16 protein-coding genes are annotated in these 13,402 nt (G+C 70.5%); 8 read left to right on the forward strand and 8 right to left on the reverse strand.

Annotated features, from left to right (window positions below):
* Positions 1-108: 108 nt before the first annotated feature.
* Complete coding sequence (locus AB0M56_RS26700; RefSeq protein ID WP_364180428.1) at positions 109-798, reverse strand: 4'-phosphopantetheinyl transferase superfamily protein; 690 nt, start codon at positions 796-798, stop codon at positions 109-111.
* A 147-nt stretch (positions 799-945) separates the two neighbouring features.
* Here AB0M56_RS26700 and AB0M56_RS26705 point away from each other — a divergent pair, with 147 nt between their 5' ends.
* Entirely contained in the window at positions 946-2,115 is a 1,170-nt protein-coding gene (locus AB0M56_RS26705; protein WP_364180430.1) for an acyl-CoA dehydrogenase family protein, read from the forward strand.
* Between the two features lie 107 nt (positions 2,116-2,222).
* Here AB0M56_RS26705 and AB0M56_RS26710 read toward each other — a convergent pair whose 3' ends face one another.
* The 4 genes from AB0M56_RS26710 to AB0M56_RS26725 are packed head-to-tail and all read right to left on the reverse strand — an operon-like array spanning position 2,223 to position 5,509.
* Complete coding sequence (locus tag AB0M56_RS26710) at positions 2,223-2,546, reverse strand: hypothetical protein (RefSeq protein ID WP_364180432.1); 324 nt, start codon at positions 2,544-2,546, stop codon at positions 2,223-2,225.
* A 46-nt stretch (positions 2,547-2,592) separates the two neighbouring features.
* Positions 2,593-3,240, reverse strand: coding sequence for a TetR/AcrR family transcriptional regulator (locus tag AB0M56_RS26715; protein WP_364180434.1), 648 nt, complete (start codon positions 3,238-3,240; stop codon positions 2,593-2,595).
* On the reverse strand, positions 3,237-4,769 hold the full coding sequence (locus AB0M56_RS26720; protein WP_364180435.1) for an ATP-dependent acyl-CoA ligase: 1,533 nt from the start codon (positions 4,767-4,769) through the stop codon (positions 3,237-3,239). Before AB0M56_RS26720 ends, AB0M56_RS26715 begins: the two co-directional genes overlap by 4 nt.
* Positions 4,766-5,509, reverse strand: coding sequence for an enoyl-CoA hydratase/isomerase family protein (locus AB0M56_RS26725; protein WP_364180437.1), 744 nt, complete (start codon positions 5,507-5,509; stop codon positions 4,766-4,768). Before AB0M56_RS26725 ends, AB0M56_RS26720 begins: the two co-directional genes overlap by 4 nt.
* 47 nt (positions 5,510-5,556) lie before the next feature.
* Between AB0M56_RS26725 and AB0M56_RS26730 the strand changes: the two genes are divergently transcribed.
* Entirely contained in the window at positions 5,557-7,173 is a 1,617-nt protein-coding gene (locus AB0M56_RS26730; protein ID WP_364180439.1) for an amidohydrolase, read from the forward strand.
* Here AB0M56_RS26730 and AB0M56_RS26735 read toward each other — a convergent pair.
* The gene (locus AB0M56_RS26735; protein ID WP_364180441.1) at positions 7,158-7,505 is read right to left on the reverse strand and encodes a hypothetical protein; all 348 of its coding nucleotides are present in this window, start codon (positions 7,503-7,505) and stop codon (positions 7,158-7,160) included. The two genes, AB0M56_RS26730 and AB0M56_RS26735, sit on opposite strands and share 16 nt — an antisense overlap.
* A 45-nt stretch (positions 7,506-7,550) precedes the next feature.
* Here AB0M56_RS26735 and AB0M56_RS26740 point away from each other — a divergent pair, with 45 nt between their 5' ends.
* The 4 genes from AB0M56_RS26740 to AB0M56_RS26755 all read left to right on the forward strand — a co-directional run bounded on the left by AB0M56_RS26740 (position 7,551) and on the right by AB0M56_RS26755 (position 10,312).
* A complete protein-coding gene (locus AB0M56_RS26740; RefSeq protein WP_364180443.1) occupies positions 7,551-7,991 on the forward strand; it encodes a GNAT family N-acetyltransferase in 441 nt (146 codons plus the stop codon).
* A 110-nt stretch (positions 7,992-8,101) separates the two neighbouring features.
* Entirely contained in the window at positions 8,102-8,785 is a 684-nt protein-coding gene (locus AB0M56_RS26745) for a metal-dependent transcriptional regulator (RefSeq protein WP_354874811.1), read from the forward strand.
* A gap of 301 nt (positions 8,786-9,086) precedes the next feature.
* Positions 9,087-9,908 (forward strand): LLM class flavin-dependent oxidoreductase, encoded by an 822-nt coding sequence (locus tag AB0M56_RS26750; protein ID WP_364180445.1) that lies wholly within the window; start codon positions 9,087-9,089, stop codon positions 9,906-9,908.
* 74 nt (positions 9,909-9,982) lie between these two features.
* Complete coding sequence (locus AB0M56_RS26755; protein ID WP_354874815.1) at positions 9,983-10,312, forward strand: transcriptional regulator; 330 nt, start codon at positions 9,983-9,985, stop codon at positions 10,310-10,312.
* On the opposite strand, the gene AB0M56_RS26760 is transcribed toward AB0M56_RS26755, so the two are convergent.
* On the reverse strand, positions 10,223-10,489 hold the full coding sequence (locus AB0M56_RS26760) for a hypothetical protein (RefSeq protein WP_364180533.1): 267 nt from the start codon (positions 10,487-10,489) through the stop codon (positions 10,223-10,225). The two genes, AB0M56_RS26755 and AB0M56_RS26760, sit on opposite strands and share 90 nt — an antisense overlap.
* A 48-nt stretch (positions 10,490-10,537) precedes the next feature.
* Here AB0M56_RS26760 and AB0M56_RS26765 point away from each other — a divergent pair, with 48 nt between their 5' ends.
* Together AB0M56_RS26765 and AB0M56_RS26770 are read left to right on the forward strand one after the other, a co-directional pair.
* Positions 10,538-11,608, forward strand: a complete 1,071-nt coding sequence (locus AB0M56_RS26765) for an alcohol dehydrogenase catalytic domain-containing protein (protein ID WP_364180447.1) — start codon at positions 10,538-10,540, stop codon at positions 11,606-11,608.
* Positions 11,609-11,811: 203 nt separating this feature from the next.
* The gene (locus AB0M56_RS26770) at positions 11,812-12,432 is read left to right on the forward strand and encodes an alpha-ketoglutarate-dependent dioxygenase AlkB (RefSeq protein ID WP_364180448.1); all 621 of its coding nucleotides are present in this window, start codon (positions 11,812-11,814) and stop codon (positions 12,430-12,432) included.
* On the opposite strand, the gene AB0M56_RS26775 is transcribed toward AB0M56_RS26770, so the two are convergent.
* Complete coding sequence (locus tag AB0M56_RS26775; protein ID WP_364180450.1) at positions 12,401-13,288, reverse strand: helix-turn-helix domain-containing protein; 888 nt, start codon at positions 13,286-13,288, stop codon at positions 12,401-12,403. The two genes, AB0M56_RS26770 and AB0M56_RS26775, sit on opposite strands and share 32 nt — an antisense overlap.
* Between the last annotated feature and the right edge of the window lie 114 nt (positions 13,289-13,402).

Here is a 13,402-nt window from a genome sequence, read left to right on the forward strand (position 1 = left end):
CGGGTGGTGGGATTGTGCCGGCGTCGGATCCGCAGGCGGAGTTCGACGAGACGATCGCGAAGTTCCGGACCCTGCTGGGCGCGATGGGTCTCGACTGACCGGTGAGGCTCAGGGGAGCCAGTGCTCCTCGGTGACGTCCAACGCCTCCGTGGTGAGGGCCGCCACGGCCGCGCGGTGGCCCTCGGCCGCCTTGAGGTCCGCCAGCCGGGTGCGAGCGGGGTCCAGCGCTGGGTCGCCGGAGGACACGAGCTCGGCCGGCGCGTCGTAGGGCGAGAACGTGATGCTCTGCAGCGGGATCTTCAGGCCCTTGCCGGTGGCCTTCATGACGGCCTCCTTGCGGGTCCAGTAAACGAAGAAGGCGGCGGATCGCGAGGCCTCGGGCAGCTCCGCCACGGCCTGCTGCTCGGCCGGGCTCAGGGCGTACTCGATGAGCGACTTGTCGGCCCGGCGCGAAGAGGTCTCGACGTCCAGGCCCACCGGCACGCCGTCCGTGGCGGCCACGCCGATGAGCTGGCCTGAGTGCGAAATCGACAACGTAAGGTCCGAACCGGGCACTCGGGGCCGGCCGTGGGGCTTGCCGCAGTCCTCGCAGGTGGCGTCGAAGACCACGGACTCCACCGGCACGCCCAGGCGCGCCGCCGTGAGCGTCTTCGCCAGCACGCGGCCGGTCAGGAAACGGCGCTTGTCCAGCTCCAGCCGGTAGGCCTCGAAGCGGCCGCGCTCGAGCTCGTCGAGCAGCCGAAGGAAGCGGTCCTCCGCCGCCAGTGGCTCCGACCACCGGACCACGATCTGCGTCACCTGGCACCCTCCTCGTCCACCCTCGATCTTCCCGGCGCCGGGGCGCGTTGTCACGGAAACCGGCCAGCTACTAGGGGGACCCCGAGACGACGCGGTACCCTCGGCTAAGCAAGCGCTTAGCCGGACGGCTTGGAAAGGGACGACTCGATGGATTTCACCCTGAGCACCGAAGAACGCGAAGTGCGCGACTGGGTGCGCACGTTCGTGCAGCGCGAGCTGGTGCCGCGTGAGCAGGAGGTGCTCCGCCGCGAGCGCGCCGGCCAGCCGGGCGTCACGGCCGAGGAGCTGACGGAGCTGCAGCTCAAGGCCAAGGAATCCGGCTTCTGGGGCGTGCTCACGCCGGAGGAGTACGGCGGCATGGGGCTCTCGGCCGTGATGGCCGCGCTGCTGGAGGCCGAGCTGGGCCGCACCTTCGTGCCGTTCCGCTTCGGCGGCGCCGCGGACAACATCCTGTTCCACGCCAACGAGGAGCAGAAGCAGACCTACCTGCTGCCGACGATCTCCGGCGAGCGCAAGTCGTGCTTCGCCATCACCGAACCCGGCGCCGGCTCCGACGCGAAGGCCATCCGCACCACCGCGCGCAAGGACGGCTCCGACTGGGTCATCAACGGCGAGAAGACCTTCATCACCGGCGGCAACGAAGCCGACTTCGTGATGGTCTTCGCCATCACCGACCCGGAAAAGGGCGCCAACGGTGGCGTCACCTGCTTCCTCGTCGACCGCGAGATGGGCTGGAAGTCCGAGTACATCGACACGATGGGCGAGTGGGGCCCGGCGGCGCTGGTGTTCCAGGACGTGCGCGTGCCCGAGTCGCAGATCCTCGGTGAGGAGGGCCGCGGCTTCGAGCTGGCGATGCAGTGGATCGGCCAGGGCCGCTACCTGCTGCCCGCCCGCGCGATCGGTTCGTGCGAGCGCCTGATCTCCATGGCCATCGAGCACGCCAACACGCGCGAGACGTTCGGGCAGAAGATCGCCGAACGCCAGGCGATCCAGTGGATGATCGCCGACTCCGGGGTGGAGCTCGAAGCGTTGCGCTGGCTCGTGCTGCACGCCGCGTGGCAGGTCGACCAGAAGATGGACTCGCGCCACGCGCAGTCGATGGCGAAGCTCTACGGCGGCCAGAAGGCCAACGAGATCGTGGACCGCGTGCTGCAGATCCACGGCGGCATGGGCTACACGCGCGAGCTGCCGGTGGAGCGCTGGTACCGCGAGCTGCGGCTGCTGCGCATCTACGAGGGCACCGACGAGATCCAGCGCCGCACCATCGCGCGCAACCTGCTCAAGGGCCACGTGAAGGTCGGTGGCGCGCTCGGCTGAGCCGTGAAAGCCGAGTGTGAAAACGGCATGAAAACCGTGAAGGCCTCGTGGCGGGACGCGTGGTCCGGCCACGAGGCCTTCAGGGGATGAACGGTGTTCTCAGTGAATCACTTGCTGCTGTTGCGGAGGGCGATGGGGACGCCGGCCAGGTCCTCTTCGTTGCAGAGCACCTTCACGTCGTAATACGGGGAACCCTGGCGGTCGTCGTAGTCCAGGTGGATCGCCAGGATGTCGAGCGGTTCACCGAGCCACTCCTGAGCTTGACGCAGCCAGACGGCGCAGCGTTCGAGTGCGGTCGGCAGATCGTCATCGCGGAACTCGACCGGGCGGTACGGCACATCCTGCACCTGGTCGCGGGGATTTGCTGGAGCGGGCAGGCTAGGTGCGAGACCCGAGTCGTCCAATTCCAGGTGGATCGTTTGCTCAGTCACCCTTCGAGCGTCCCCCACGTTCGCCCAATCAGCAAGGCGTAGGTCGCTAAAACCCCGGCTGAACAGGCATGTCCCACACCTGGGCGACCACTTCCAGGCACTGTCGCAGATCGGGAACAGCTACGGCAACGGGGTGTCCGAGCGCCCCGAGCGCCAGCTCCGCGTAGTGCGTGGCCAGCCCTTCGAGCGGCAACGGCCCCCTTGGTGAGTACCAACGGGCAACTCCGCTGCACATCTCCAGCAGTGCCAGGCGCGTCACGGCCGGGTGTGGGGTGTGGAACACGCCCGCGGCGACGCCGTCGGAGATCGCCTGTGCCCACAGGCCCTCGTATTCGTCCCGCAGAGCGACGACTCGCGTACGCGCGGCATCCGAAAGCGCGTCGACCTCGTTGTCCACCACGCGGGTTTCGGCGGGCCGCGCGGCGTGGGCGAGCACGTGAAGCGCGACGAGCGAACGCAGGCGCGCCACCGGGTCGGCCGCGCCGGCGGTGGCCTTGTCCGCCGCGTCGAGCAGCCGCCGCAACGCGGTGGTCATGATCTCGACGAGCAGGTCCTCCTTGGTGCCCATGTAGTGGTACAGGCTCGCCGACGACAGCTCGGCCTCGCTCGCGAGTTCGCGGATGCCGGTGCCGTGGAAACCCTTGGCGGCGAACAGTTTCACGGCCGCCGCGCGCACGCGTTCACCGCTGCTCACAGCCACGTCCCCGTGGTCCGGTCCCACGCGTCGGCGCGCAGGTCCGCCACCTTCCGCAGCTCGCCCTTCGCGACGCGTTCGGACGGGGTGAGCGGTAGTTCGTCGGCGAAGGCCCAGAACCGCGGCACCTTGAAGTAGGCCAGTTTCTCCGCGCAGAACTCCGCCAGCTCCTCGGGTGTCGGCGAACCTTCGCAGACGACGTAGGCCTTCACCTCTTCGCCGCGCAGCTCGTCCGGCACCGCGAGCACCGCCGCCAGGCGTACGGCGGGGTGCAGCAGCAGCGCGCGTTCGACCTCGTCGGCCGAGACGTTCTCGCCGCTGCGCCGGATCATGTCCTTGGTGCGGCCCACGAAGAAGACGCGGCCCTCGGCGTCCATGCTCGCGAGGTCGCCCGTGTGGAACCAGCCGCCGGCGAACGCGCGCGCGGTGGCTTGCGCGTCGTCGTGGTAGCCGTGCATCAGGCCGATACCGCGGATGAGCAGCTCGCCGGTTTCCCCGCGCGGCAGGGGTTTCCCGGCCTCGTCGGCGATCATCACCTCGCGGTCGCGGCTGGGCCGGCCGATGCAGCCGGTGCCCACGGCGACGTCGTGGTCGGCCTCCGGCACACGGATGTCGCCGCCGGTCTCGGTCATGCCGAACGCCTCGTACCACGGCGCGCCCCACCGCTGTTCCAGCTCGGCGTGCAGCTCACGCGGGATGGCCGACGCGCAGATCGCACGCACGCGGTGGTTGCGGTCGTTTTCGTGCGGCGGCTGGCGCAGTAGGAGTGTCGGCATCAGGCCGAGGCAGTAGAACCACGTGACTCGGTGCTCGCGCACCTTGGCCCAGAACGTGGACGGGTGGAAGCGGTCGAGCACCACGAGCGTCGCGCCGCCCGCGAGTCCCAACGCGACGTTCCACTGTGGATCGATGTAGTGGAACGGCTGGGCGGTCAGGAGGATGTCTTCTTCTCCGATGGCGGGGAAGTCCGTGGCGAGGCTGACGGCGAGCGTGGTCCAGTACCGGTGCGGCAGCACGCAGCCCTTGGGCGCGCCGGTGGTGCCGGAGGTGTACTGGATGTTCACGGGCTGCTCGGCGACGACGGCCGTGGCCGGCTTCGCGTCCGAAGCCCGCAGCTCCGCCGGCGTCAGCACTCGCTCCACAGCGGTGTCCGGCGCGATCTTCTCCAGCAGCTCCACGAACTCCTCGGCCCCCACCGCGAACCGCGCGCCGGAGTGGCGCAGCACGTGGGCGCCGTCGAACTCGCGGTAGTTCGTGTTCACCGGCACCAGCACCGCGCCGAGCTTCGCCAGCGCGAGCCACAGCAGCGGGAACTCCGGCTGGTTGCGCAGCATCACGGCCACGCGGTCGCCGGGCCGCACGCCCAGCCCGTGCAACGCGGCGGCGAACCGGCCGCTGCGCTCGTCGACGTCGGCGAAGGTGAACCGCTCGCCCGTCGCGTCGAAGACCCACGCCGTGCGCTCCGGCCACAGCTGCGCGGCGCGGTCGAGCAGCGCCACGAGGGTGTCGGCCTGCTGCAGGGTCTTCACGCACGGCTCCGGAACGCCTCGGTGGACTCGCGCACGGCGGCCGAGTGCTCGGTGATCAGCGCGTGGCTGACCTCCAGCTCCAGGGCTGATTCCAGCGCGTGGTCGATGCCGGAGTCGAGCGCCCGCTTGGCCATGGTGGCGGCCTCGGCGGGGTGGTGCGCGATCTTTTCGGCCCAGCCCAGCGCCAGCGTCATGAGCTCGGCGGCCGGTACGGCGGCGTTGACCAGGCCCAGGTCGTGGGCGCGCAGGCCGTCGAAGCGCTCGCCGAGCAGGAGCAGCTCCTTGGCCCTCATGGGCCCGACGAGCAGCGGCAGCAGGCGCGAAGCCGCGCCCGTCACGCTGAGCCCGAGCGAGACTTCGGGGAAGCCGAACACGGCGTCGTCGGCGGCCAGCACCAGGTCGCAGCCGAGCGCGAACTCCGCGCCGGCGCCGAGCGCGTAGCCGTGCACGGCGGCGATCACCGGCTGCGGCAGCGCGCGCAGCTTGCGAGTCACGTCCTGCAGCCGGTCGAGCCGGGCCCGCGAGTCACCTTCCGGCGTCGGCTCCTTGAGGTCGTGGCCGGCGCAGAAGGCGCGGCCGTTGCCGGACAGCAGAACCACGTGGGCGGTGCTGCGTGCGACGCCGTCCAGCGCGGTCAGGAAGTCGTCCACCAGCACGGGCGCCACGGCGTTCAGCTGCTCGGGGCGGTTCAGCCGGATGTGCGCGATGCCGCCCTCGACGGCGAGGTCCACGGTGCTCATGGCAGTGAGCCTAGACGTTCGATCGATCGATCGATAGGGTCTCGTTCATGCGGGTCGACGCGGTGTACGAGAACGCCCGGCTGCTCACCGGGGACAGTGCTACCGGGGAGAGCGCCACCGGGGACAGTGCGCTCGCCGTGCTGCACGGCCGGGTCGTGGCGCTGGGCGAGGACGCCGAGGCGCTGTCGGCGCGCCGGCGGATCGACCTCGGCGGCGCTTACGTGGTGCCCGGGTTTCACGACGCCCACAACCACATGGCGTGGTTCGGCATGGGCCTGGACGACGTGGCGCTGAGCGACTGCCGCAGCGTCGAGGAGGTCTACGACGCAGTGGCACGCCGGGCCGCCGAGCTGCCCGCCGGCAGCTGGGTCATCGGCAGCGGTTACGACCAGAACAAGCTGGCCGGCGGCGCGCACCCCGACCGCCACGGCCTCGACCGCGCCGCGCCCGGGATGCTCGTGCGGCTCAAGCACACGTCCGGGCACATGACCGTGGTCAACTCCGCCGTGCTGCACCAGCTCGATCTCGCGCACGTGCCGGTGGGCGGCGACGTGGTGCTCGACGCTTCCGGGTCGCCGACCGGGCTGCTGCGTGAGCAGGCCCAGCTCCTGCTGCGACCGCTGACCTACCCGGCGCCGATGGAGTCCGTGGTCCGCGGCCTCGACCGCGCGAGCGAGCGGTTCCTGGCCGAGGGCATCACGAGCGTGCAGGAGGCCGGCATCGGCGGCGGGCTGGTCGGGGAGACGCCCGCCGAGCTGGCCGCCTACCAGCTGGCGCGCGAACGCGGGGTGCTGCGCGTGCGGAGCACGGTGATGGTGGCCGCGAGCGTGCTCCACGACCTGCCCGACGGCGCCGGGTTCGGCCTTGACCTGGGCCTGCGCACGGGCTTCGGCGACGAGTGGCTGCGCGTCGGGCCGATGAAGCTCTTCGCCGATGGTTCGCTGGTCGGGCGCACCTGCGCGATGCACGAGCCGTTCGCGGGCGAGCCGGACAACCGCGGCTACTTCCAGGTACCCGAGGAGGAGCTGGCCCGCACGATCCGCATCGCGCACGACGCGGGCTGGCAGATCGCGACGCACGCCATCGGCGACCGCGCCATCACCGTGGTGCTCGACGCGTACGAAGCCGCGTTGGCCGCTTCGCCGCGCGAGGACCACCGGCACCGCATCGAGCACTGCGCGGTGCTTCAGCCGGCGGAGCTGGCTCGGCTGGCTCGGCTCGGGCTCATCGCTTCGCCGCAGGGCCGGTTCGTGAACGAGCTGGGCGACGGCATGCGCGCCGCGCTCGGCGAGTCACGGGTGCCGTGGTGTTACCGCCTGCGCAGCGTCCTCGACGCCGGCTGCGTGCTGCCCGCGAGCTCGGACCGGCCGGTCGTCGACGGCGCGCCGCTGCTCGGCCTGGCCGACATGGTGCACCGGCGCACGTCGTCGGGCGCGCCGTTCTCGCCCGAGGAAGCGCTCACCCCGCAGGAGGCGCTGCGCGCGTACACCTACGGCTCGGCGTACGCGACCTTCGCCGAACACGACCTCGGCACGCTGGAGCCGGGCAAGCTGGCAGACTTCGTAGTCCTTTCGGGTGATCATCTGTCCACTATGGACGCTGTGGAAGATGTCCGCGTGCTCGCCACCGCCGTGGGTGGCGAACTGCGCTACGAGGCATCGTGACCTATCGCTTGCCGACGAACGCACACGCTTCGCGCGCCAACGCGGGCCAGTCGAGCGACGACTCCTCGTCGAGCGTGAACCACTCCTTCATCGGCGTGCCTTTGTTCGCGTCGAACCGCACGCCGGTGGCCCTCGGCCACCAGCGCGTCGACGCGGCGCTTCGGCAGCTTTACCACAAGGCGCCCGCGCACGAGCATGGCGAAGATGCGGTTGTCCACGCGCAGGGCACTCGACCCGAAGCCGCTTCCGGGCCGTGGCGGCTCGACGCCCTCGGCGTCTTCGCCGCCCAGCAGCTCGTCGATCAGGTTCTCGAACCGGTCTTCAGGGCTCATGTCCGCACCGTAACCGCTACCACCGACAAGATTGGGGCTCCTCGCATGCCCGTCCGCGACGCCGTCTTCGAAGACGCCGAAGAGATCTGCGCGCTCATCGAAGAGCACGCCGTGTACGAGGACAAGCACGACCTGAAGCTCGACCGCGCCGAGATGAGCGGATACCTGTTCGGGCCCGAGCCCAAGGCGTGGGTCGTCCTCGCGACGCTGCCGCATCGCCCGGACGTGGTCGCGGGCTTCGCGTTCTGCAGCTGGAACTTCTCGACGTGGGAAGCGCGGCCGGGGATCTGGCTCGACGACCTGTTCATCCGCCCCGAACACCGCCGCCACGGGCTGGGCCGCGAGCTGCTCGACGAGCTGCGTTCGCGCACCACCGGCCGCGTCGAGTGGGACATGCAGGCGGGCAACGAGAAGGCCGAGGCGTTCTACGAGCAGCTGGGCGCGGAGCCAGTGCCGGGCTGGATCAGGTACCGCTGGCGGCCGTGAGTGCCGCCGTCCGGACCACGCCGGTCCGGACCGAGTCGTTCAGCGTTGAACCACATTCGGGCGCCCCATGGCGTCCGGACGGTGAGCGGCGAGCCCGTATCGTATGCGGTATGGAAGATGGTTCCGTCCGGAGGTCGTCGTCGGTCGAGGACTACGTGCGCGTGATCTACGGGCTCGTCGAGCGCGGTGAGGCCGTGACCAATGCGACGCTGGCGGGACGGCTCGAGGTGAGCCCGTCGTCGGCGTCGGGCATGGTCACGAAGCTTTCGCAGCTCGGGCTGGTGGCCCACGTGCCCTACCGGGGTATCGAGCTGACCGCCGAGGGGCGGCTGCTGGCGCGCTCGGTGCTGCGCCGGCACCGGTTGATCGAGACCTACCTCGTCTCCGAGCTGGGCTACACCTGGGACGAGGTCCACTCGGAGGCCGACGCGCTGGAGCACGCGGTGTCCGACCGGCTGGTCGAGCGCATCGCCGCCAAACTCGGCAATCCCCTGCGCGATCCGCACGGCGATCCCATCCCGGCCCCCGACGGCAGCGTCGAGGAGGTGCCGATGCGCATCCTGGACGACCTGCCGCCCGGCGCCGTCGGCGAGATCGTGCGCGTGTGGGACACGGACCCGGAACTGCTGCGCTACCTCACCGAGCACGCCATCGGCCTGGGCGAACGCATCGAGGTGGTGGAGCGCCAGCCGTTCGGCGGGCCGATGGTCGTGAAGGTGGGCCAGCCGCCGGACGCGGCGACGCACGCGATCGGCAAGGAGATCGCGCAAGCGCTGTCTGTCGCCGTGCGCTGAGCTGTTCTGGGCTGCGGACAGGGCTGAGCCGGCGGCAGGGCTGGGTTGGCGGCAGGGCTGGGCTGGCGGCAGGGCTGGGCTGGCGCAGAGCTGGGCCGGCGGCAGGGCCCACCCTCCCAGGGGGCCGCCCAAGATCCATTCTACCTGCGCGCACCGACAAAACCCGGTGCTCACTGGAGTTGTCCACAGGCAACCAAGATCGCCGATTCCGCGCTGAGCAAACCTGCGCTGCCGGGCGTACGCGCCGGTGTCGCTTCTCGGCGGATGTGGGCTACCCCCGCCGGCGCCGACGATGGTCGCCATGACCACCAAACCGTTCCGCTTCGGGATCGTCTCCGGGTACGCCCCCGACCTCAAGGCCTGGACCGACCAGGCCCGCCGGATCGAGGAGCTCGGCCTCGACACCCTGCTCGCCACCGACCCCGTCGGCGACGCCGACCCGCTCACGCTGGTGCCCGCGGCCGCCGCCGTCACCAGCCGCCTCACGCTGGGCACCTTCGTGCTCGCTGACCCGTTCCGCGACGTCCGTCAGCTCGGCTGGCAGGTGTCCACGTTGCACCGCGTGACGGGCGGCCGGTTCGAGCTCGGCCTGGGCGTCGGGCGGCCCGGCGCCGGTGCGTTCGCGCGCGGCCTCGGCCGGGAGTTCGCGTCGCCGGGTGAGCGCATCGCGCGCCTGGCCGACACCATCGCGTTCCTGAAGCAGACGCCCGAGCGGCCGCGCCTGCTGCTCGCCGGCGGCGGGCCGAAGATGCTCGCGCTCGCCGCGCGCGAGGCCGATGTGGTCACTCTGTCGTGGGCACCGCAGACCACGGAATCCGAAGCCGATTCTATTGTGGACAACTTCCGCGAAATGGCGGGCACGCGATTCGCCGACATCGAACTTTCGGTGAACTTGATTGCCGTCGGAAATGCGCCGGCGCCGCAGATCGCGAAGTACACCGGTGTGGACGTACCCGAGCTCGCCGCTGCCGGCGCAGTCACGGTTCTGCCGGAAAACCCGGCTGTAGCAAAGGAAACTCTTCTCCGGTGGCGCGAACGGTGGGGGATTTCCTACGTCACCGTCAATTCCGGCTACGCGGAACCCTTTGCGGAGATCGCTCGTTCTCTCTCCGCAGGCGGGTGAGTGCCCTTCCGATCATGTGGACTCCGGCCTACGCTCCGAGGTTTCGGGAAGCGACATGGTTCGGAGCGTGTGCGATGACCGGTCAGCGAACGTCGACGATGGACAGGGCGGAAACGGCGGAACGGGATCTCGGGCGGCTGCTCGAGGCCGGCCCGTTCGCGGACGCCCTGCGGGCGGCAATCAGGGCGAGGGGGCTAGGACTGGATAGGATCAGATATCGCTTGCGTGGCAGGGGAACTTCCCTCAGTCTCGCGACATTGAGCCACTGGCAGTCGGGGCGGTGCCGCCCGGAGCGGCCGGAATCGTTGCAGGCCCTAAGGAATCTGGAAGACATCCTGGGTGTCCCGCCGAATTCCCTGCGGCGGCTTCTCGGTCCTTCGCGCTCGCGCGCTCAGCACCGATAAGCCACCTTCGGCTGTGTTTTCGGCCTCGGCTCCGCCGAGGCGTGCGAGATCGCCTTTGAGCCGGTTTCCGGATTGAGCGACCGGATCGGCCTGGCGGCCGATCGCGCCGCCCAATCCGGAAACCGGCGCGATCTCGCGTTGTGGGCTTGGCGGGGCGGAAGCGCGCGGCAGGAGCATGTCGAGCAGGGTGCGGGTGGGACTGCTGCCTCTCCTACGATCGAGCGCATGCGTGCGGTCGTGATCGAGGATTTCGGGGTGCTGCCCCAGGTGGTTGAGGTGCCGGATCCGGTGGCGCCGCCTGGCGGGGTGGTGATCGCGGTGGACGCCACGGGTGTGTGCCGCAGCGACTGGCACACGTGGCAGGGCCACGACGAGGCCGTGAAGCTGCCGCACGTCGCCGGCCACGAGCTGGCGGGGCGGATCGCTGCGATCGGTGCGGGCGTGCGCGGCTGGGAGGTCGGCGCGCGGGTGACGGTGCCGTTCGTGTGCGCGTGCGGTAGCTGTGCGCAGTGTGCGCGCGGTGACCAGCAGATCTGCGACGACGAGTTCCAGCCGGGCGCCACCCACTGGGGGTCGTTCGCGGAGCTCGTCGCGATCGAGCACGCGCAGGCGAACCTCGTCGCGCTGCCGGACGCGATGTCGGCGGCGGAGGCGGCCGCGCTCGGCTGCCGCTTCGGCACGGCGTTCCGCGCGGTGCTGCGGCAGGGCGGCGTGCGCGCCGGCCAGTGGGTTTCGGTCTACGGCTGCGGCGGCGTCGGGATCTCCGCTGTGCTGCTGGCCGCGGCGGCGGGCGCGAAGGTCGTGGCGGTGGACGTCTCGCCGGCCGCGCGAGCGCTCGCCGAGCGTTCGGGCGCGGTGCTGAGCGTGGACGCGGGCGCCTTCGACGGGCCGGAGGCGCTCGCCGAGCACGTCCGGTCGCTGACCGGCGGCGGCACCCACGTGTCGCTCGACTGCCTGGGCTCGCCGGCCACGTGCGCCGCTTCGGTCGGCAGCCTGCGCAAACGCGGCCGGCACGTGCAGGCGGGCCTGATGCCGCCCGCGCAGGGCGTCGCGCCGATCCCGATGCACCGCGTGATCGGCGGCGAGCTGGAGATCGTGGGCATCCATGGCCTGCAGGCGCACGAGTACCCCGAGTTGCTGAGCGTGGTCGAGCGGTCGGGTATCGACCTCGCGGGCCTCATCGGCACCCGGATCGGCCTCGACGACGTGCCGGCCGCGCTGGCCGCGATGAACGACCCCGTGCCCGCGCGCGCCGGCGTGACCGTGGTCGAGATCGGGCAGATCGAGGTTGCGTGACACAGTGTGATGAGTCTTGGCCGTCGCGTCACGTTTCCATCTTGTAGCTGATCGACACCTGGCCTGTGACACACGAGTGTGGGAGTGTCAAAGCGGCGGTTACGGCGAGGGGTGCCGCCGCAGGAGCGCCCGGCTGGACCCTTCGGGTGGCTCCTGCGGTCTGCCGCTCTCCTGGGACCGAACCGTTTGCGACAATGCTCGCGATGGAACTGCTGCCACGTCCCCGGGTCGAACTCGCGCCTGGCGCGGTCCACGTCCCCGACTGGCTCGACCTCGACGAACAGCGCTCGCTCGTCGAGGCCTGCCGTGGCTGGCGCGGCTACCGCCAGACCCGCCTGCCCAGCGGCGCGATGATGTCCGTCCGCATGGTCTGCCTCGGCTGGCACTGGCTCCCGTACCGCTACTCCCGCACCCGTGAGGACGGCTCGCCGGTGGAACCGTTCCCGCCCTGGCTGGGCGACCTCGGCCGGCGCGCGGTGGCCTCGGCGTACGGCGACCCGGCAGGCTACGAACCCGACGTCGCCCTCGTGAACTACTACGACGCCACGGCCAAAATGGGCCAGCACCAGGACAAGGACGAGCGCTCCCTGGCGCCGGTCGTGTCCCTGAGCCTCGGCGACACGTGCGTCTTCCGCTTCGGCAACACGGAGAACCGCAACCGGCCCTACACGGACATCGAGCTGCGCTCCGGCGACCTGTTCGTCTTCGGCGGCCCCTCGCGGCTGGCGTACCACGGCGTGCCGCGCACCCTGCCCGGCACGGCCGACCCGGCGCTGGGCCTGACGGGGCGGCTCAATCTGACGTTGCGGGTGTCGGGTTTGTGAGGTTGTCCTCCGGTAGTACGACGAGCCGGATGGCCATGTCCCGCGCGCCTGGCTCCGCTTCGGTCGTGTACTTCCACAGCAGCGCCCGGAACTCGGTCGCAAACGCTTCCACCTGGTCTTTGGTGAGCGTGAGTCCGGCCCGATAGATCTGGTTCCAGCCTTCCGAACTGTCGTAGCCGGCGTACGCGCGGACGACGAGGTCGAGGTCGTGGCTCATCTTCAGCGCACCGATCTGCGTGGCGGCCGTGCGCTCGTCGTCGGTCAGTTCGAGGCCGGGCGGGGTGTAGATGTTCGTCATCATCGAGCGCCACCACCGTTCGCGGCCCGCCGAGCGCTCCTCGATCTCGGCGATCAGCTTCTGCTCGGCGAGCTTGCGCAGGTGGTAGCTCGTGGTGCCCGTGCTCTCGCCGAGCGCCTTGGCGACGCTCGTCGAATTCGCTTCGCCGTGTTTGCCCAGGTAGCCGAGGATGTCGCGGCGCACCGGGTTGGCCAGTGCCTTCTGGAGGGCCTTGAGGTCGGGGCCGGTGAGGACCCGCTGTTCCGGTGGTTCCGCCATGCCACTCAGCGTAGTGCAGAGAACCATTGCAGAAAAAGTTTGCAAAAAGTCTCTGCAATTGGCTAGCCTGGCCGGGACGAAGGGGGAAGTCATGAAGAGGGGTTGGGTGCCGGCGCTCGCCGGAGCGGGATTGCTGCCGTGGCTGGGAATCTTGGCCGCGACTCTGCCCGACACGTATGCGGCGCAGCACTGGCGGCTCGCGTGGATGGGGCTCGACGTGCTGGAGTCGGCCGGCTTGCTGCTCACCGGCTGGTGGCTGCTGCGCGGCGATCGCCGCGCGCCGGCCCCCGCGGCCGCCACGGGGGCGCTCCTGCTGGTCGATGCGTGGTTCGACGTGACCACGGCCGGGCCGGACGTCGCGGCGTCGGTGGCGATGGCGGTGCTCGAGGTGCCACTGGCGGTGTTCTGCCTGGT

The organism is Amycolatopsis sp. NPDC051372, from assembly GCF_040682095.1.
Classification (GTDB): domain Bacteria; phylum Actinomycetota; class Actinomycetes; order Mycobacteriales; family Pseudonocardiaceae; genus Amycolatopsis.